Source organism: Streptomyces sp. Edi2, from assembly GCF_040253635.1.
Classification (GTDB): domain Bacteria; phylum Actinomycetota; class Actinomycetes; order Streptomycetales; family Streptomycetaceae; genus Streptomyces.
The window spans coordinates 2,392,523-2,412,113 of the sequence record NZ_JBEJGX010000003.1 but is presented as its reverse complement, the minus strand read 5'-3'; the positions used below and the strand labels follow the sequence as shown (position 1 = coordinate 2,412,113).

Sequence of the window (19,591 nt, the reverse complement as noted above, 5' to 3'; positions counted from 1 at the left end):
GCCCGGACTCACCCGCCCGGACTCATCCGCCCGAGCCGCCGTCCGCCGTTCCCCCGCTCCGGCCCTCCGTGGCGGCATCCAGCTCCGTCACCTCCGCCAACGCCTCCTCCAGCCACTCCACCCAGAAGGTCTCCAGGCCGATCCCGGCCCGCAGCACCACCCGCCGCAACCGGTCCTCCGGATCCGCCGCGGCCCCGAAATCGCGGTCCTCGATCTCCTGGTACTCCGCCAACTGCCGCCGGTGCAGTGTCAGATGCCGCCGCAGCTCCTCGTCGAGCCCGGCCCGCCCCACCACCGCCGAAGCCCGCAGCCGCAGCAGCAGCGCGTCCCGGATGGGCTTGGGGTCCTGCTCGCCGCCGGCCCACCGGGTCAGCTCGGTCCGTCCCGCGGGCAGCACCTCGAACTCCTTCTTCTGCCCGCGGGAGGGCTGCGCGCTCGGCAGCGCCCGGATGAACCCGGCCTGCTCCAGCTTCCCCAGCTCCCGGTAGATCTGCTGATGCGTGGCCGACCAGAAGTAGCCGATCGACCGGTCGAACCTGCGGGTCAGCGCCAGCCCCGACGACGGCTTCTCCAGCAGGGCGGTGAGGATGGCGTGCGGGAGTGACATGCCGCCATCCTAGGCAGCCGGCGGCAGGTCCCGGCGGCAGGTCACAGCGCCGCCGCCAGCTCCGTCCCCTGCGCGATGGCGCGCTTCGCGTCCAGCTCCGCGGCGACATCCGCACCACCGATGAGGTGCACGGCGCGCCCCTCGGCCCGCAGCTCCTCGTACAGGTCCCGGCGCGGCTCCTGCCCGGTGCACAGCACGACGGTGTCCACGGGCAGGGTGCCGGCCACGCCGTCGACGGTGACATGCAGCCCCTCGTCGTCGATCCGGTCGTACGCCGCCCCGGCGACCGTCGTCACGCCCCGGTGCCGCAGCTCCGCACGGTGGATCCAGCCGGTGGTCTTGCCGAGGCCGGCGCCGACCTTCGACGTCTTGCGCTGCAGCAGATGCACCTGGCGCGGGGCCTTGGGACGCTCGGGCGCCCGCAGCCCGCCGCGCTCGCCGTACTCGGTGTCGACGCCCCAGGCGCGGAAGTACGTCTCCGGGTCCTGGCTCGCCGCGTCGCCGGCGTCGGTCAGGAACTCCGCGACATCGAAGCCGATGCCCCCGGCACCGAGAACCGCCACCCGCTCGCCGACCTGCGCGCCGCCGCGCAGCACATCGAGGTAGCTGACGACGCTCGGGTGGTCGACGCCCTCGATCTCCGGGGTGCGCGGGGTGACCCCGGTGGCCACCACGACCTCGTCGTACCCGCCGAGGTCCCCGGCCGTCACGGGAGTGTTCAGCCGGACCTCCACCCCCTGCCGTGCCAGCTGCGTACGGAAGTAGCGCAGGGTCTCCTCGAACTCCTCCTTGCCCGGCACCCGCTTGGCGAGGTTCAGCTGCCCGCCGATCTCGTCCGCGGCGTCGAACAGGGTGACCTCGTGGCCGCGCTCGGCGGCGGACACGGCACAGGCGAGCCCGGCGGGCCCGGCGCCGACCACCGCGAGCCGCTTGCGCCGCCGGGTGGGGGCGAGGACCAGCTCGGTCTCGTGGCACGCCCGCGGGTTGACCAGGCAGGACGTGATCTTCCCGCTGAAGGTGTGGTCGAGGCAGGCCTGGTTGCAGCCGATGCAGGTGTTGATCTCCTCGGCCCGGCCGTCCTTCGCCTTGCTGACGAAGTCCGGGTCGGCGAGGAAGGGCCGGGCCAGCGACACCATGTCGGCGCGCCCATCGGCCAGCAACTCCTCTGCCACCTCGGGGGTGTTGATGCGGTTGCTGGTCACCAGCGGGATGGTGACCGAGCCCATCAGCCGCTTGGTCACCCAGGTGTAGGCGCCGCGCGGCACCGAGGTCACGATGGTGGGGATACGGGCCTCGTGCCAGCCGATACCGGTGTTGATGATCGTGGCGCCGGCCGCCTCGATCTCCTTGGCGAGCGCCACCACCTCCTCCAGCGTCGAGCCGCCCGGAACGAGGTCCAGCATGGAGAGCCGGTAGATCAGGATGAAGTCCGTGCCGACGCGTTCGCGGGTCCGGCGGACGATCTCCAGCGGGAAGCGCACCCGGTTCTCGTACGAGCCGCCCCACCGGTCCGTGCGCTGATTGGTCGCGCCCACGATGAACTCGTTGATCAGATAGCCCTCGGAGCCCATGATCTCGACGCCGTCGTACCCCGCGGACTTGGCCAGCTCCGCCGCCCGCACATAGTCCTCGATGGTCTGCTCGACCTGGTCGTCGGTGAGCGCATGGGGCGCAAAGGGGCTGATGGGCGCCTGGATCGCGCTCGGTGCGACCAGATCGGCGTGGTACGCGTACCGCCCGAAGTGCAGGATCTGCATCGCGATCCGGCCGCCCGCGGCGTGCACCGCATCGGTCACGGTCCGGTGCTGCGCCGCCTCCTCCTCGGTGGTGAGCTTGGCCCCGCCGTCGTAGGGCCGTCCCGCCTCGTTCGGCGCGATACCGCCGGTCACCATCAGGCCGACGCCGCCGCGCGCGCGGGCGGCGTAGAAGGCGGCCATCCGCTCGAAGCCGTTCTCGGCCTCCTCCAGGCCGATGTGCATCGACCCCATCAGCACCCGGTTGGGGAGGGTCGTGAACCCGAGGTCGAGCGGGCTCATCAGGTGCGGGTACTGGCTCATGGGGGCCTCCTGGCGCGGTGGTCGTGACAGTAGTTGTAGACCAGCCGCCCAGCCTTATGCAACAAGTTGCATAAAACGTGATGCAGGCGACGCCGGCGCGCCCGTCCGCCGCCCCTTCGCGCCGCACTCCTCACTGCGCGCCTCGCCGCACCCTTACCGCGCGCGCCGGCCGCATCGGCGCAGTGTGACGTGTCACAGACAACGCGGAGACGCTGTGGGAACTTCAACTGTGCTACTCCTCAATGGAGTTGCCGAAGAGCCGAAGCTGTGGGCCGGACGGCGCGCGGACCGCACGGATCGCCTGGTGGGGGCGTCCGGGCGAGGTCGCGGGCCCGGTGGTCGGCCTCCGGTTCGGGACGGTCTGCCCGTACGTGGAGAGGGTCGCATGAGCACTGCGCAAGCCATCACGCTCGACCAGGTGGTCGACACCGCCCGGTATCCCCTGTCGCAGCTCGACAGTGCCGAAGGGCGGGCCGTGATGTCCCGTGCCCGGCGCGAACTCTCGGCGACCGGCTGCACCGTGCTGCCGGACTTCATCCGCCCGTCGCTCCGCGAGGCGCTGGAGGACGAGTGCGCGGCCTTCGCGCCCCAGGCGCACTACGACGTCGAGACCGTCAACGTCTACAACATCGCGGTGGACCGGGCGCTGCCCGAGGATCACCCCGGCCGCCGGACCTTCCAGCGGGGCAACGCGTTCGTCGCACGGGACCGGATCCCCGCGGACTCCCTCATCAGCCGGCTCTACTCCCACCCCGCCTTCCAGGGCTTCATCGCCCGCTGCTTCGGACTGCCACAGCTGCACGAGCTGGCGGACCCGCTCTCCGGGCTGGTCCTCAACGTCGTCGCACCGGGCATGGAGCACCCCTGGCACTTCGACACCAACGAGTTCACGGTCAGCCTGCTCACCCGCCAGGCGCAGGACGGCGGCGTCTTCGAGTACTGCCCGAACATCAGGTCCGCCCGGGACGAGCACTTCGACGACGTCCGCGACGTCCTGGACGGACGGGGCGAGCGGCTGACCCGGCGCCTCCCCCTGCACCCCGGCGACCTCCAGCTGTTCAAGGGCCGCTATTCGCTCCACCGGGTGAGCCCGGTGCGCGGCGAGCTCGCGCGCCACTCCGCGATCTTCGCCTACAGCGAGCGCCCCGGTGTCATCGGGAGCGTGGCACGGACCAGGCAGCTCTTCGGCCGGGTACTGCCCGAACACCTGGAGGCCGAGGGCCGGGCCGTACGGGGCGACCGGCTGCTGGATTAACGGCCGGCGAGGACATATCGCCGCCACGGGGCGCGCCTCGGCGGGACCGGACACGGTCGGTGACGGCGCGACCATGGACGAGTGACCTCACAGGCCTCCGGGCTCCAAGCCCACAGGCCCAGGCTCCAAAACCCCAGGCCCCAGCCCCCCAGGCCCCCGGCCTCAGACCCACAGGCCCCCAAGCCCGCAGAAACCCCCGGCCCCCAGGCCCCACAACCGGAATCGAGAGAGCAGAATTGAACACCCGTCAGGAAAGGCCCGCAGTCATGACGACCTTCGCCCACGAGGACAGCCTGCCGCGGGTGCCCCTGCCCACGCTGGAGGCCAGCGCCGAGCGGTTCCTCGCCTGGTGCGCACCGCTGCTGACCGCCGACGAGCTGGCGGCGACCGAGGCGGAGGTGGCCGCCTTCCTCCGCCCCGGCGGCCCCGGCCGGGCACTGCACGCGGCGCTGGAGGAGTACGACGCCACCGAGGGCGTCCACAGCTGGCTCGACACCTTCTGGCCGTACCGCTACCTGGGCCGGCGTGACCGGATCGCCCTCAACGCCAACTTCTTCTTCCTCTTCCAGGACGCCGCACCCCGGCCGTCGCAGGTGGAGCGGGCCGCCGGGCTCATCGCCGGAGCCGTCGGCTACAAGCGGCAGCTCGACCAGGAACTCATTCCTCCCGTGGTGCAGCGCGGCGCACCCCAGTCGATGATCCAGAACAAGTACCTGTTCTCCGCCACCCGTATCCCCGGTGCACAGCAGGACACCGTCCGCAGCCCCTACACCGACGCCTGGCCGGGCCCGTCCCGCGCCCGGCACATCGTGGTGTTCTTCCGCGGCAACATGTTCCGGATGGACGTGCTGGGCGCCGACGGTGTCCCGCACAGCCTCGACGACCTCGAAGCGGGGTTGCGCGCCGTACAGAAGGCCGGCGCCGAACCGGCCCCCGAGGGCACCTCGGTGGGCCACCTCACCACCATGGCCCGCGCCGAGTGGGCCGCGGCGCGGGAGTCCCTGCGCGCCGGCCACCCCCGCAACGCGGATGCCCTGGACGACATCGAGACCGCCCTGTTCTGCGTCTGCCTGGAGGACTTCGCCTCCGAGGACACCCAGCAGGCCTGCGACCAACTGCTGTACGGCGACCGCGGCAACCGCTGGTTCGACAAGGCCGTCTCCCTGATCGTCTTCGCGGACGGCCGGGCGGGCATCAACGTCGAGCACTGCGAGCTGGACGGCACCACCATCCTCAGCTTTACCGACGCCCTGCTCAGCGCCCCCGCCGAGGAACACTCCCGCCGCTCCGGAGCCCGCCCCCAGGGACTTCCCTCCCTGGAACCGGTCGTCTTCGAGCTGGACGGAGCCCTTCGGGACCGGGTGCGCTCCGCCGCCGAGGCGTTCGCGGCGTACGGGGCGAACACCGCGACCCGCACCGTCTCCTTCGACGACTTCGGCAGCACCACCGCCAAGGCCCTGGGCTCCTCCCCGGACGCCTTCGTCCAGCTCGCCTACCAACTGGCCCACCAGCGCGCCAAGGGGCACCTGGGCGCCACCTACGAGTCGATCGCCACCCGCCAGTGGCGGCGCGGCCGCACCGAGGCGATGCGGGTGGTCACCCCGGAGATCCAGGCATTCGTCGCCGCGATGGAGGACCCGGCGGCCGATGCGGACACCCGCCGGGCCGCCTTCCGGGCCGCCGCCGCGAAGCATGTCGCCCGCGCCAAGGAGTGCCAGGCGGGCGACGCACCCGAGCAGCACCTGTGGGAGCTGGAGCTGATCCAGCGCCGCCGCGGAACGGAACTCGGCGTGACCGAGCAGCCCGCCCTCTACCGGACGCCCGGCTGGCTGACGATGCGCGACGACTACCTGAGCACCAGCTCGGCCCCGTCCGCCAACATCCAGTACTTCGGCTTCGGCTCCACCAGCAGTCGCTGCATCGGCGTCGCCTACGTCCTCCTGCCCGACCGCTTCCACCTCTACCTGAGCACACCGCTGACCGTGGCCGACCAGATGCAGACCTTCGCCGACCGGCTCCGCGAGGCGGTGGCGGAACTGCGGGAGCTGCTGGCGACCGGCCCGACGGGGGACTGACACAGGTTCGCGGGGACGCGAACACGTCTCCCGGGAACGGAAACGCGCTCCCCGCCGCCGCGGCGGCGGGGAGCGCGCCCCGCGGCATCCGCCCCGCTTACTTCAGCAACCGGGACATCCGCCGGTCCGCAAGAACCTTGCCCCCGGTCTGACAGCCCGGGCAGTACTGCATCGACGAGTCACTGAAGGACACCTCGCGAATGGTGTCCCCGCACACCGGACAGGCCTCGCCCTTCCGCCCGTGCACCCGCAGCCCGCTCTTCTTCTCCGCCTTGAGGTCCTTGAGCGCCAGCCCACGCGACCGCTCGACCGCCTCACGGAGCGTCGTGCCGATCGCCTCGTGGATCCGCGCCACCTCCTCCTCGGAGAGCCTGGCGGCCAGCTTGAACGGCGACATCCGCGCCGCGTGCAAGATCTCGTCCGAGTAGGCGTTCCCGATCCCGGCGATCACGCTCTGGTCCCGCAGCACCCCCTTGATCTGCCGGCTTTCCCCCGCCAGCAGCCCCCGGAAGGCCTCCACGGTGAACCCCTCGGAGAGCGGATCGGGCCCGAGCCGCGCAACCCCCGGCACCTCCAGCACATCCCGCACCACATACACCGCAAGGTGCTTCTGACTCCCGGCCTCGGTCACCTCGAACCCCGCTCCGTCACCGGGCTCACCGAGCCGCACCCGCAACGCCAACGGCCCCTTCCCCGGCCGCGGCGGCGCCTCCGGCAGCCGGTCACTCCACCGCACCCACCCCGCCCGGGCGAGGTGCATGACCAGATGCAGCTCCCCGGCCCGAAGATCGAGGAACTTCCCGTGCCGGCGCACCTCGTCGAACGCCCGCCCTTCGAGCGCGGTGAGCGGCGGGTCATAAGTCTTCAGCGCATGCACGGCAACCGCATACACCCGGGAAACGGAACGACCGACCAGCCGCTCACCCAAAAACCGCGACAGGGACTCAACCTCCGGCAATTCAGGCATAACGTCAGTGTGCCCCGAAATGGTGGAATCGGAGCACTGGGGAGGGGCGAGACCTGTCGTGAGGGCTTCCTGGCGGCAGAGGAGCACAACACCGTGGGCACGCCGGTCCGGAAGTCTCCGGCCCGGCCGTTCAGCCGCCTCTCGGTCGACGCTCAGTCGAAAGTGCCGGCCAGATAGGCGTTGCGGACTCTTATGAGGTGGGGCATGTACCGGCTCAGGAGGACTCTGTCGACGATGCGACCGACAGGCCCCAAGGGCGAGGCGAAGTCGATGACGTCCCTCATCACGGTGCCACCGGCACCGTCCGGCTCGAAGTGGTGGGCGTGATGCCATCGCTTGAAGGGCCCGGACTCCTGCTCGTCCACGAATCGTCGGGGCCGGTCGTATGCGGTGATACGGGCCTCGAGCCGCCAGGTCAAGCCGAAATGCCGAGCCTGAAAGGTCACCGTGTCACCGAGTGACAGCTCGCCCCGGGTGCTGCCGTCCACCGCCCGCTCCGACGACGAGGCCATCGAGCGGGTATGCGCCTGCACATCCAGACATACCGCGAACACCTGGTCAGGGGTTGCGGCAACAGCTGTTACCACTGCGAAATTCGGCACCACCTCACCCTAGAGGTCCTGCTCCCCGAAGTCGCAGGTGCACATCAGGTGCACACCTCGTGGTTTTCAGTGGCCGGGGCGGGAAAGTCGCCGCGTCAGGCCGGCGATGACAGTTGTAGCCAGGAGCCAACCGGCTAAAGCGCTCGCCCAGGCGACCCATGCGCTGCCACCGTACGGGAGGAACGCCTTCTCCTGGCCGAGATCGAGAATGGGCAGGATGAGGTCGAGGGCAAATACGACTGGCTGGAAAGCCGGACCGCCAGTGCGGACGGGCTGTGGTGGTATTGCTGTGAAGATGACGGCGACGATTGCGGTGAGGGCAAAGAGCGATATCAGAGCGCGCCCTGGGCGGTAGCCGTAGCCGACGGTGAGGTCTTCGAAGTACCCCCAAAGCCGGGCAGGCAGCCGTGCGGAGCTGCGCCGTTTACGGTGGCGGGCCAGCTGCACGGTTCGGGCGTCGTCGTCGTGGCCGAGTTGTCGGTAGTGGGCAGCCAGGCGCTCGTAGGACTGAGGGTGGTAACTGTCACTGCGATCGAGCCATGCCAGACGTTGGCCGGCGGTCAGCAAGGGGCGGAGGTCTTGATAGGTCAGTCCGTCCAGCTCAATCCGCGGTGGCCATGAGGTGGGGGAATCATCGATACGTCCGATGGTTGCAGCGCGAAGGTCGCACGCGGAGGGACGTGTATTGGTCGATGCCGTGTCCAAGGCTCCTACGATTGCGTGCTGCAGATCAATGGATGACGCCTCGCCGAATGTGGAGTTGGACAAACACAGCGTCCCCTTGATCTCCGCACGTGGCAGGGTGATGCCGCCGATCAGGGTCGCTCCGCCGTTCAACATGAGATTGGCTTCCACGCGCGCACCCGGTGCCCGCAGTGCGTGATCGCCATGGGATATGAGGGTGCAGCCGGAAAGTTCGATTGATTCGCCGACGGTGGCGGCGAATAGGTTGACGCCACCATCCGTCTTCATGCCGTTGCCGTAGAAGCCTCCGCTAACTTTTACCGAGGGGGCATTAACGGCCCAGCCCGTGTGATTGCGTACCGCGGCATTGTTGAACCAGCATTGGCCGCCGATCATTGCCCCGAACAGAGAGATGCCGCCTCCGTCAACGGACAGTTTCGTGCAGTGGAGATCCTGTGCGATGCGGATACCGTCGCAGCGAAGAGCCGCATGAGTTGCGCAGCTCAGGTAGCCCTTGGTCACGTCAAGTGTGAAAGCCTGAGCGCCCCACAGGTTCAGTCCGCCCACGGCGTTGATGGATCGTGCATAGAGTCCACCGCCGATGCATAACTGGGGTGCGCGCAAGGCATATCCGGTTCCTTCGCTGATTAGCTCGGCTCCGTTAAGCCACATGTCGCCGGCGATGTCGGCCCTGAACAGGGAGACAGCGCCGCTGACTGTCCCGACAAGTACCAGATCGCCCTCCACTTTGAGTCTGTCTGCATTCAGTCCCGGGAGGGACGACCCAGTAAAGTCAACAGCGCGGAGTGAGGCGTCACTCAGTTCGACTGCTTTCTCGAAGTGGCAGTCGACGAAAGCCACAGGAATCTCAATTGTTGCGTACGGCAGTTGAAGGTTTCCCGTGATGGTGGCGCCGACCAGATGCAGCCGCGGCACCACACCGGGTTCTGGAGGGGGCGGCTGCAGCAGGAGGCAGGCGATAGCCTCCGCCGTCACTTCCCGGTCCTGCCTTGTGACGCTCTCGGACGCAGGAGCGGAGAGATCTGCAGCAACGCCCGTGCGTATCGCGTGCCATAACTGCTGAGCGTTCGACGGCCATTGAGTCGGTGGTGTGGACACAACTCATTCCATCACCACTGCTCCAGCGGTGATGGTGAGTCCCCGCAAGAGGTATCATCTGCCGACAGTGTGGCTCACGCTTGTGAAGGCCTCCCTGATCGGCGCGTGCTTCGCCAGCTGCTCATCCCGCTGCGCCTCGGCCAAGGCCAACCCCCGAGCACGGCCCCTGGACTTGTGGGTCCGCAGGACGTTCGTCCGGAGGGGGCAGAAGCCGCCCGAGTGTCAGTGCTCTGTGCGGCAGCTATCCAGCGAACTTGCGATCGCTGAAGCTACGCTTCCGTAGGGGCAACCGATCATGAGCGAGACCAGGGGGAAACGTGAACCGGCCGTTGCTGTTCCTCGACGTGGATGGGCCACTCAACCCCTATGCCGCCAAGCCGGAGAAGCGTCCCGTCGGCTACACCGCACTCCGAGTCCCCCAGAGCAGCGAAACCCGAGAGGAACACGGAGGACCCTCGACCCGGCGGCGGCCCTTGCGGGTCTGGCTCAACCCGGAGCACGGGCAGTCCCTGCTCCGGCTCGGCTACGAGCTGTGCTGGGCCACCATATGGATGGCAGACGCTAACCGGTGGATCGCCCCGGTGCTCGGCCTTCCCGAACTCCCTTTCATCGACTTCGGCGACGCCTTGTTCCAAGAGCGCCCCGACGGGGTCCACTGGAAGTCCGGTCCCGTGGTGGACTACGCCAACGGCCGTCCTTTCGCCTGGGTGGACGACGAACAGAGTGATCTGGACCAGGCGTACGTGACCGCCCACCACCGCGGGGCCGGGCTTCTGCACCACGTCAACCCGCGGATCGGTCTACGCGAGGACGACTTCCACACGCTCGCCGACTTCGCCCGATCCCTGCACACTCCGCGAGCCACCGGCTGAGCGTGTCGCCGGCCCTTCAGACAGCTCCGGGCTCGGGGAGCCGCGGCCATTGCCGGACAGCGCTCAGGAAGCGAAGCAGGCAGCAGCCGCTCACAGAGCTGGACAAGCCAGCGAGGGCCGCTACCCCGGCTCTGGGGGTAGCGGCCCTCACTGTCGTTCCTGACATCAAGTCAGAGGACTGGCCGTCCAGTGCGCACTCGGTGCACAAGGGGGCGCAAACAAGCGGTGACGATGAGAACTACTGAGCAGAGTTCTCGCAGGTCACGGCATGTTTTCAGAGCTTCCGCCCAGGTCGGCCGACCCCGCCCTTTAGATGTCGAAGTAAAGCTCGAACTCGTGCGGGTGCGGGCGGAGCTGGATCGGGGCGATTTCGTTGGTGCGCTTGTAGTCGATCCAGGTCTCGATCAGGTCGGAGGTGAAGACGCCGCCCTGCTGGAGGTACTCGTTGTCGGCCTCGAGGGCGTCGAGGACGGCCGGGAGGGAGGTGGGGACCTGGGGGACGCCCGCGTGCTCCTCGGGGGCGAGCTCGTAGAGGTCCTTGTCGATCGGCTCGGCCGGCTCGATCTTGTTCTTGACGCCGTCCAGGCCCGCGAGGAGGAGGGCGGAGAAGGCGAGGTACGGGTTCGAGGACGGGTCCGGGGCGCGGAACTCGACGCGCTTGGCCTTGGGGTTCGAGCCCGTGATCGGGATACGCATGGCCGCGGAGCGGTTGCGCTGCGAGTAGACCAGGTTGACCGGGGCTTCGAAGCCGGGGACCAGGCGGTGGTAGGAGTTCACCGTCGGGTTGGTGAAGGCCAGCAGCGACGGGGCGTGCTTGAGGATGCCGCCGATGTAGTAGCGGGCGGTGTCCGAGAGGCCCGCGTAGCCCTGCTCGTCGTAGAAGAGCGGGCTGCCGCCCTGCCACAGCGACTGGTGGACGTGCATGCCGGAGCCGTTGTCACCGAAGATCGGCTTGGGCATGAAGGTCGCGGTCTTGCCGTTGCGCCAGGCGACGTTCTTCACGATGTACTTGAAGAGCATCAGGTCGTCGGCCGCGGCGAGCAGCGTGTTGAACTTGTAGTTGATCTCCGCCTGGCCGGCGGTGCCGACCTCGTGGTGCTGGCGCTCGACCTGCAGGCCGGCCGCGTCCAGCTCCAGGGAGATCTCGGCGCGCAGGTCGGCGAAGTGGTCGACCGGCGGGGCCGGGAAGTAGCCGCCCTTGTAGCGGACCTTGTAGCCGCGGTTGTTCTCCTCCGACCCGGTGTTCCAGGCGCCCGCCTCGGAGTCGATGTGGTAGAAGGACTGGTTCGCGCCGGTCTCGAAGCGCACGCTGTCGAACACGTAGAACTCGGCCTCGGGGCCGAAGAACGCGGTGTCCGCGATGCCGGTGGAGGCGAGGTAGGCCTCGGCCTTCTTGGCGATGTTCCGCGGGTCACGGCTGTACTGCTCGCCGGTGATCGGGTCGTGGATGAAGAAGTTGATGTTGACGGTCTTGTCGCGGCGGAACGGGTCCACACGAGCCGTCGACAGGTCCGCACGCAGCGCCATGTCCGACTCGTGGATCGCCTGGAAGCCGCGGATCGAGGAACCGTCGAAGGCCAGTTCCTCGGTCGGGTCGAACGCCTTCGCCGGGATCGTGAAGTGCTGCATCACACCGGGCAGGTCGCAGAACCGGACGTCAATGAACTTCACGTCCTCGTCGGCGATGAACTTCTTGGCCTCGTCGGCGTTCTGGAACATCCAACTCCTCCTAGCCCGGTCACCGGTCGGCGGACGCGGGATTGCTACTCGGAACGCGACCATGTGCGGTGGCGCGTTGCCCGACCATAGGCAGGCGGGATTTCCCAAGCATGACCCATTTGTTTCGCCGAGGTTAACCGGCGCACGCCTGCCGTTATTCACCAGTGTGACCCATAAAGGGGCATTTTGGCCCGGGGTGGCGGCCGTTCGTTGCGGCGCCGTGCCGAGGCGTTCCGCCCCTGGCGGCACGCCCCCGGGGCCCGGCCCGGAGGGGGACCCGGGCCGCCTTGCACCGGACCTCGGCGCGGTGAATGTATGCGGTCGCAGTACCGTGGTCCGGTGGACAACAGGCAAGCAATCGGATCGTGGATCTCCGGGCCCCGCGCGGCAGCCGAGGACATGGGTGTCGAATTCGGGCACCGCGGGCAGCAGCTCGGGCTGCCGGAGACGGGGCCGGGCTCGATCGCGCGCCCCGGGCGCCGCTTCGCCGCGCTCTTCCTCGACTGGGCGCTGTGCCTGCTCATCGCGTACGGCCTGCTCAGCGACGGTAAGGCACAGTCGGCGAGCAACTGGGCGCTGGTGGTCTTCGCCGTGCTCAGCGTGCTGACGGTGGGCACAGTCGGGTTCACACCGGGCAAGCGGCTGCTGGGCCTGCGGGTGGTCGCCGAGGGCGGTGGCCGGATTTCGCTGCCGCGGGTCGTGCTCCGCACGGTGCTGCTCGTCCTGGTCATCCCGGCCGTGGTCTGGGACCGGGACGGGCGGGGGCTGCACGATCGCCTCTCACGCGCCGTTCAGGTCCGTATCTGAGGCCGTAACCCCCGTATACCCCGTACACCCCGTATGCCCCCCTCGTTGTGGGCTGGCCGCGCTGTCCCGGCGCCGGGCGCGATACCTGGGTTTCCCGGGCGACACCTGAACCGGCACGTCCATACGCCCGCCGTCCATACGCCCGCCCCGCAGGTCGGCACGTCCATATGCCGGCCCCGCCCGCCGCGCGTCCGTACGCCCGCCCCCGCATGAGGTGCGTCCGTACGCCGGTCCCGAATGCGCCGCGTCCGTACGCCCGCCCCACACGCGCCGCGCCCGTTCCCCCGCCCGCCCCGCATCCACCCCCGCATGACGAAACGCCCCGGAGCCACAGGCCCCGGGGCGTTTCGTCATGCGGTCAGAGTGTCGGGTCCGTCAGCCGCACGCGGGCGCGGCCGCCAGTCATGGTCAGGTCAGCGTGCCTTGCCGCCGCCCTTGGGCATCCGCATGCCCTTCGGCATCGGGCCCTTGGGGACCGGCATGTTGCTCATCAGGTCGCCCAGCGCCTTGAGCCGGTCGTTGACGGCGGTGACCTGGGCGCCGGGGAGTACGCGCGGCAGCTTCAGCAGCGTCGTGCGGAGCTTCTTCAGCGGCACCTGGCCCTCGCCGTCGCCCACGATGATGTCGTGGACCGGGGCGTCGGCGACGGTGCGCGCCATCCGCTTCTTCTCGGCGGCCAGCAGGCCGCGCAGCCGGTTCGGGTTGCCCTCGCCGACCAGCACGATCCCGGCCTTGCCGACGGCACGGTGGACCACGTCCTGGCTGCGGTTCATGGCCACCGCGGGGGTCACCGTCCAGCCGCGGCCGACGTTGTCGAGCACGGCGGCCGCCGCACCGGGCTGGCCTTCCATCTGCCCGAAGGCAGCCCGCTCGGCGCGCCGTCCGAAGACGATCGCCATGGCGAGGAAGGCCAGGACGAATCCCAGGATCCCCGCATAGATTTCGTGGCCGATCGCGAAGCCGATGGCAAGGAGAACGCCGAATACGACGATGCCTACACCAGCGACGACTAGACCGACCTTGGAGTCGACCCGACGGGTCATCTTGTAGGTCAGGGCGATCTGCTTCAGCCGCCCGGTGTTCTCAGCGCCGGCAGCGCCGGCAGCGCCCTCAGCATTTACCTTCCTCGCCATACAGCGCAGTCTACGTGGCGTGCGGGCGCCGGGTCGCCGCGGCCTCCAGTACGTACTCGGCCTCGTGACGGTCCTTGGCGCGGCGGCGGTCCTCCAGGACCGATGTCCAGGCGTTACGGCGGGCGGTGCGCTGTCCGCCGCGCATCAGGACGGCCTCGACGGCACGCAGGGCGCCGGTGACCGAAGGGATGGGGAGGGCGGGATTGGCGCGGAGCGGCGCGGCCTGCATGGTGGGTGACTCCCTCTGATTCGTTCGGAGAAGCAGGAGTGATACGGGAGTGGTGCGGGAGCGGTGCGTGCATCCATCGTCACGGAAAGGTGTTACCAACGGATGACCTGCCGGTCAAACACCGATGAAACGTTGACGCGGCCCCCACGCCCCCCGTCAGGGGGAGTGCGGGCCGCGTCCTCAAGCATGTGCCACGTTTCACAAGACGGCGCGCCGGGGAAATCAAACCGCCTGACTGGACGATTCGGCCTCGCGCCGCTCCATGGCCTGCTGGTAGAGGCGGCCGGCGCGGTAGGAGGAGCGGACCAGCGGACCTGACATCACGCCGGCGTAGCCGATCTCCTCGGCCTCCTCCTGGAGCTCCACGAACTCGGCGGGCTTGACCCAGCGCTCGATCGGGTGGTGTCGCACGGTCGGGCGCAGGTACTGGGTGATCGTGATCAGCTCGCAGCCCGCGTCGTACAGGTCCTGCAGCGCCTGGCTGATCTCCTCGCGCTCCTCGCCCATGCCCAGGATGAGGTTGGACTTGGTGACCAGGCCGGCCTCGCGGGACTTGGAGATGACCTCCAGCGAGCGCTCGTAGCGGAAGCCGGGGCGGATGCGCTTGAAGATCCGCGGGACCGTCTCGACGTTGTGCGCCAGGACCTGCGGCCGGGAGGAGAAGACCTCGGCCAGCTGCTCGGGCACCGCGTTGAAGTCGGGGATCAGCAGCTCGACGCCCGTGTCGGGCATCGCGGCGTGGATCTGCCGGACGGTCTCGGCGTAGAGCCAGGCGCCGCCGTCGTCGAGGTCGTCGCGCGCGACGCCGGTGATCGTGGCGTACTTCAGGCCCATGGTCTGCACGGACTCGGCGACCCGGCGGGGCTCGTCGCGGTCCAGCTCCTGCGGCTTGCCGGTGTCGATCTGGCAGAAGTCACAGCGGCGGGTGCACTGGTCACCGCCGATGAGGAAGGTCGCCTCGCGGTCCTCCCAGCATTCGAAGATGTTGGGACAGCCCGCCTCCTGGCAGACCGTGTGCAGGCCCTCGCTCTTGACCAGGCCCTGGAGGTGGTTGTACTCGGGACCCATCTTCGCCCGGGTCTTGATCCACTCGGGCTTGCGCTCGATGGGGGTCTGGCTGTTCCGGACCTCCAGGCGCAACATCTTGCGTCCGTCGGGTGCGACTGCGGACACGACCGGCTCCCTACGACTTCGTTTCTTCGGCGTACACCAGGGTACGCCCGTTGATTCGCACGTCTTTACGTGCGGGGCAACCCCGTATGGCGGGGTGGCATTCCCGGCAGCCCCGGGGAGGACCCGGGCCGGGCGGCCGTCCGGCCCGGGACGGCCGGGCGACCGTCCGGTCAGACCGCGCGGGGGAGCAGTTCGGCGCCCTCCAGGACGTCCCGCAGATGTTTCTCGGCGACGGGCAGCACCTCGGCGATGGTGATCTCGCGGCCCAGCTCGCCCGCGAGCGAGGCGACGCCGGCGTCCCGGATGCCGCACGGCACGATCTTGTCGAACGAGGTGTTGTCCGGATTCACGTTCAGCGCGAAGCCGTGCATCGTGACGCCCTTGGCGACGCGGATGCCGATCGCGGCGAGCTTGCGGTCCTCGCGGCGCTGGCCGGCGTTGGACGGCGCGTACTCCGGGCCGTTCAGCCGCGGGTCGAACAGCTCGTCCGCCAGCCGCGGGTCGAAGTCGAGGTTGAGCCCGCCCAGGGCCGCCCGCTCCTCGACCGGGTCGCCCAGGATCCACACCCCGCTGCGGCCCTCGACCCGGGTGCCCTCCACGCCGAAGTCGGCGCAGACCCGGATCAGAGCCTCTTCGAGCCGGCGGACATGGGCCACCACGTCCACCGGGCGCGGCAGCTTCTGGATGGGGTAGCCCACCAGCTGGCCGGGCCCGTGCCAGGTGATCTTCCCGCCGCGGTCCACGTCGACGACCGGGGTCCCGTCCAGCGGGCGCTCCTCGTCGGCCGTACGGCGTCCCGCGGTGTAGACGGCCTGGTGCTCCAGCAGCAGGCAGGTGTCGGGCAGCTCGTCGGCGAACCGGGCGGCGTGCACCCGGCGCTGCTCCTGCCATGCCGACGTGTACTCGACGGCGTCGGCGCCGAAGCCCAGATGCACAAAGCGCAGCCCCTCGGGTACGGGGGTCTCCCCCCGAGAGATCGCAGTCACGGCAGCTCCTCTTCGAACCTCTGTTGCACTTTGCTGCAACGTTGATGCCACTTCGCGCCCATGCCACTGTACGGCCGCCCCTCCCGGTCCCCGCAGGCGGCCGCTGTCCGCACTGCCCGCCCCTGCTCACACGATCGGATGAACGCGGGGAAGAGGCGGAGAACGGGGCGCCGAAGGCCGTTACATTCACGCCGTTCCACAAGGGCGAATGAGCATGCCGGACAGGGTCCGCCGAACCCGGCAGCGGCCCGGAAGGCAGGAGACCGGTAAAGCTGATGACGGAACGACCCCCGCACCACACCCCCAACCGCCAGCTCGCCGCGCTCATCGCCGAGGCGGGATTCTCCAATGCCGGGCTGGCCAGACGGGTGGACCAGCTCGGTATCGAGCACGGCCTCGATCTGCGGTACGACAAGACGTCGGTGACCCGCTGGCTGCGCGGCCAGCAGCCCAGAGGCACCACCCCCGCCCTGATCGCGGAGGTGTTCACCCGCCGGCTGGGGCGCCGGCTGTCCGCCCAGGACCTCGGCCTGGACGCCTGTGCGCCGGTGTACGCCGGACTGGAATTCGCCGCGAGCCCCAGCGAGGCGGTGGACATCGTCAGCGGCCTGTGGCGCAAGGACTCCGGCAGCCATGCCGAGCTCCGCAAGATCGCCTTCACCCCGGCCGGGCTCGTGGTGCCCAGCCGCGACTGGCTGATCGGACGCGCCGACGAACGGGTCGCCCGCGGCGAGCCCAACGGCGACGGGGCGGGCCGGGTCCCCGCGCAGGGCCGGGTCACGGTGCCCCGGCAGCGCCGCACCGACCGTGTCGACCGCACCCAGGGCTCCAAGGTCACCTCCGGCGACATCGCGGCGCTGCGCTCGGTCGGCGAGCTGTTCCGGGCGCTGGACCACGCCTACGGGGGCGGCCACGCCCGCCAGGCCCTGGTGCGCTATCTGGAGCACGAGGCCGAGCCGATGCTCCGCGGCAGCTACGGCGAGGCCACCGGCCGCAGGCTCTTCGCGGCCGCCGCCGATCTGACCCGGCTGGCCGGCTGGACCTCGTACGACATCGCGGCCCACGGGCTGGCCCAGCGGTACTTCGTCCAGGCCCTGCGCCTGGCCCAGGCCGCCGGGGACCGGGCGTACGGGTCCTACGTCCTGGTGACGATGAGCCGGCAGGCCGTCTACCTGGGCCACGGCAGGGAAGCCGTGCAGCTGGCGAGGGTCGCCCAGCAGGGCATCGGCGGCAGCGCGCCGCCCGCCGTGCAGGCGCTGCTGCACGCCGCGGAGGCACGCGGCCACGGCGTCCTGGGTGAGGTCCGGGCCTGTACCACGGCGCTGGCCCGCGCCGAACGGGCGCTGGAGACCGTCCGCCCCGGTGACGACACCCCGTACTGGGCGCGCTTCTTCGACGAGGCGCAGCTCGCCGACGAGCTGGCGCACTGCCACCGCGATCTCCAGCAGTACCGCGCCGCCTCCCAGCACGCCGAGCGCTCGCTCCAGCTGCGCGCGGCCGGCTTCGCCCGCAGCAGGCTCTTCTGCCGGGTGGTGCTGGCGACCGCGCGGCTGGGCCTGGGCGAACTGGAGCAGGCCTGCACGCTGGGCGCCGAGGCGGCGCTCCAGGCCTCCGAGATGCGGTCCGTACGGGCGCACGAGTACGTCAGGGAGTTCGAGCGCCGCCTGGAGCCCTACCGGGACGCGGCGGCGGTACGGGACTATCGGGAACGGGTGGCGGCGCTGGGGTGAGGGCGGTCCGGGGCGCCCGGCCGTTGGGGGTGAGGGCGGTCCGGGGCGCCCGGCCGTTGGGGGTGAGGACGGGCCCGGCCACCCGCCCGTTGGAGGTGAGGGCGGGCCCGGCCGTCCGGCCGCCGGAGTGAGCGCGGGCCGGGCCGCCGGTTCAGGCCGCCGTGGGCAGGGCGTCCGGTTCCGTGGTGAAGGCGGGCAGCCCGAAGTCCTGGAGGAGCGCGCGGGCGGCCCGGCGGCCCGAGTTCAGCGCGCCCTGGAGCGTGCTGGTGTCACGGTGGTCGCCGCACACGTACAGGCCGGCGAGCACCCGCACCGGGCGCTCCGGGTCGTGCGGCGCCGGCGTCGCGGGGACCGCATAGGGGTCGTGATGGGCGGTCAGCAGCTGCCAGTCGTCGGTGTGTGCACCGTAGATCCGGTCGAGCTGGGGGCGGACGGTCTTGTCCAGTACGGACAGCGGCAGCATCGCGGCGGCGCCGAGCACGGTCGTGGTGATCAGGGACCGGCCCGGCGGCGTACGGGACGGGTCGATGGCGCCGGCGGCGTAGCTGTAGGCGACCGGACCGTCAGTCGGGAGGATCAGGGTCGTGTCGCGGGACGGTGCGCCGCGGCCCCCGTCCGCCGCCGCGGTGTGGTGCAGGACGGCGACCGGGTGGAAGGCCGGCACCCGCAGCCCCGGCAGCAGCTCGGCAGCCTCCCGCGCGCCGGTGGCCACCAGCACCGCCCGGCAGGGGATATGGCCGTGCTCCGCGGTGCTGACGCCGGTGGTGGAGACGGCGGTGACCTGCACGGACGTACGGACCGTGCCGGGCGGCAGCGGGGCGGCGAGCAGTTCGGGGACGGCCGCGGCGCCGCCGGCCGGCAGCCACAACCGGCCCTGGGCGTAGGCGCGCAGCGCCGCCGCCGCGCCCCGGCTGGAGCCGCGCAGCTTGGGATCGCACAGCAGCGCGGCCAGCAGGGGCCGCAGGAACGCGTCATGGCCGCGGTGCGGGAAGGCGGGGCGGACCGCCAGGGCATCGTGGATCGGACGGTCGGCGGGCGGGGCGTGGGGGGCGAAGGCAGGGGGAGCGGCGGCGGTGCCGGCGGCGCGGCGGTCCGTACGGCGGTCCGGGGAGGGCGCGGTCCGCCGGTCGGTGAGGCGTACGGCCTGACGCTCCGTCCGGCGCTCCGTACGCCGTTCCGTACGGCGGTCGGCGCGCGAGAGGGCGCGGGCCGCGGACAGCGCACCCTTCGTGCTCCGGGGCGCGCTGACACGCTGCGCGCGCTGGCCGTTGTGGACGCTCAGACCGGGCGCGAACGGACGGAGCGTCAGATCGTCGAGGCCCGGGGTACGGCACAGATCGGCGGCGGAGACGGCCAGCGGCCGCCCGCAGCGGTCCAGCCGGAAGCCGTCGAGGTGGTCGGTGGCGGACCGGCCGCCGATCCGCGGCGCGGCCTCCAGGACCGTGACGGACACCCCCGCCCCGGTCAGATGGCGGGCGGCGGCGAGTCCGGCCGGACCGGCCCCCACGATGACGACGTCCACGGCCGATGCGGTACGCAGCACATGCCCCTCCCGAGGTCGGTCCCACGGCGGCGC

16 protein-coding genes are annotated in these 19,591 nt (G+C 70.4%); 5 read left to right on the top strand and 11 right to left on the bottom strand.

Annotated elements, in window-relative coordinates:
- Positions 1–22 precede the first annotated feature (22 nt).
- Positions 23–607, bottom strand: coding sequence for a PadR family transcriptional regulator (locus ABR737_RS14025; protein ID WP_350250510.1), 585 nt, complete (start codon positions 605–607; stop codon positions 23–25).
- 41 nt (positions 608–648) lie between these two features.
- Complete coding sequence (locus ABR737_RS14020) at positions 649–2,664, bottom strand: FAD-dependent oxidoreductase (RefSeq protein ID WP_350250509.1); 2,016 nt, start codon at positions 2,662–2,664, stop codon at positions 649–651.
- Positions 2,665–3,049: 385 nt separating this feature from the next.
- Here ABR737_RS14020 and ABR737_RS14015 point away from each other — a divergent pair, with 385 nt between their 5' ends.
- Positions 3,050–3,919: a HalD/BesD family halogenase gene (locus ABR737_RS14015; protein WP_350250508.1), complete on the top strand. Its 870-nt coding sequence runs from the start codon at positions 3,050–3,052 to the stop codon at positions 3,917–3,919.
- 266 nt (positions 3,920–4,185) lie between these two features.
- Positions 4,186–5,994 carry a choline/carnitine O-acyltransferase gene (locus ABR737_RS14010; protein ID WP_350250507.1) on the top strand — a complete coding sequence of 603 codons (1,809 nt, stop codon included), beginning with the start codon at positions 4,186–4,188 and terminating at the stop codon, positions 5,992–5,994.
- Between the two features lie 97 nt (positions 5,995–6,091).
- Here the strand turns inward: ABR737_RS14010 and ABR737_RS14005 are convergent, their stop codons facing one another.
- From ABR737_RS14005 to ABR737_RS13995, 3 genes are all read right to left on the bottom strand, one after another.
- Positions 6,092–6,961: an Fpg/Nei family DNA glycosylase gene (locus ABR737_RS14005; protein ID WP_350250506.1), complete on the bottom strand. Its 870-nt coding sequence runs from the start codon at positions 6,959–6,961 to the stop codon at positions 6,092–6,094.
- A 152-nt stretch (positions 6,962–7,113) separates the two neighbouring features.
- Positions 7,114–7,563, bottom strand: coding sequence for an SRPBCC family protein (locus tag ABR737_RS14000; RefSeq protein ID WP_350250505.1), 450 nt, complete (start codon positions 7,561–7,563; stop codon positions 7,114–7,116).
- A 66-nt stretch (positions 7,564–7,629) separates the two neighbouring features.
- On the bottom strand, positions 7,630–9,243 hold the full coding sequence (locus tag ABR737_RS13995) for a hypothetical protein (RefSeq protein ID WP_350250504.1): 1,614 nt from the start codon (positions 9,241–9,243) through the stop codon (positions 7,630–7,632).
- Positions 9,244–9,683: 440 nt separating this feature from the next.
- Here ABR737_RS13995 and ABR737_RS13990 point away from each other — a divergent pair, with 440 nt between their 5' ends.
- A complete protein-coding gene (locus tag ABR737_RS13990) occupies positions 9,684–10,238 on the top strand; it encodes a hypothetical protein (protein WP_350250503.1) in 555 nt (184 codons plus the stop codon).
- A gap of 309 nt (positions 10,239–10,547) precedes the next feature.
- Here ABR737_RS13990 and glnA read toward each other — a convergent pair whose 3' ends face one another.
- Positions 10,548–11,957 (bottom strand): type I glutamate--ammonia ligase, encoded by a 1,410-nt coding sequence (glnA, locus tag ABR737_RS13985; protein WP_350250502.1) that lies wholly within the window; start codon positions 11,955–11,957, stop codon positions 10,548–10,550.
- Positions 11,958–12,296: 339 nt separating this feature from the next.
- On the opposite strand from glnA, the gene ABR737_RS13980 reads away from it, so the two are divergent.
- Positions 12,297–12,764 carry an RDD family protein gene (locus ABR737_RS13980; protein ID WP_350250501.1) on the top strand — a complete coding sequence of 156 codons (468 nt, stop codon included), beginning with the start codon at positions 12,297–12,299 and terminating at the stop codon, positions 12,762–12,764.
- Between the two features lie 413 nt (positions 12,765–13,177).
- On the opposite strand, the gene ABR737_RS13975 is transcribed toward ABR737_RS13980, so the two are convergent.
- The 4 genes from ABR737_RS13975 to lipB form a co-directional block, all read right to left on the bottom strand.
- A complete protein-coding gene (locus ABR737_RS13975) occupies positions 13,178–13,897 on the bottom strand; it encodes a DUF4191 domain-containing protein (RefSeq protein ID WP_350250500.1) in 720 nt (239 codons plus the stop codon).
- A gap of 10 nt (positions 13,898–13,907) precedes the next feature.
- Complete coding sequence (locus ABR737_RS13970; protein WP_250051926.1) at positions 13,908–14,126, bottom strand: SCO2195 family GlnR-regulated protein; 219 nt, start codon at positions 14,124–14,126, stop codon at positions 13,908–13,910.
- 222 nt (positions 14,127–14,348) lie between these two features.
- Positions 14,349–15,299, bottom strand: coding sequence for a lipoyl synthase (gene lipA, locus ABR737_RS13965; RefSeq protein ID WP_350250499.1), 951 nt, complete (start codon positions 15,297–15,299; stop codon positions 14,349–14,351).
- Between the two features lie 170 nt (positions 15,300–15,469).
- Positions 15,470–16,285, bottom strand: coding sequence for a lipoyl(octanoyl) transferase LipB (gene lipB, locus ABR737_RS13960; RefSeq protein WP_350250498.1), 816 nt, complete (start codon positions 16,283–16,285; stop codon positions 15,470–15,472).
- Positions 16,286–16,560: 275 nt separating this feature from the next.
- Between lipB and ABR737_RS13955 the strand changes: the two genes are divergently transcribed.
- Positions 16,561–18,015 carry an NsdA family TPR-like regulatory protein gene (locus ABR737_RS13955; RefSeq protein WP_350250497.1) on the top strand — a complete coding sequence of 485 codons (1,455 nt, stop codon included), beginning with the start codon at positions 16,561–16,563 and terminating at the stop codon, positions 18,013–18,015.
- Between the two features lie 151 nt (positions 18,016–18,166).
- Here the strand turns inward: ABR737_RS13955 and ABR737_RS13950 are convergent, their stop codons facing one another.
- On the bottom strand, positions 18,167–19,558 hold the full coding sequence (locus tag ABR737_RS13950) for an FAD-dependent oxidoreductase (protein WP_350250496.1): 1,392 nt from the start codon (positions 19,556–19,558) through the stop codon (positions 18,167–18,169).
- Positions 19,559–19,591 lie beyond the last annotated feature (33 nt).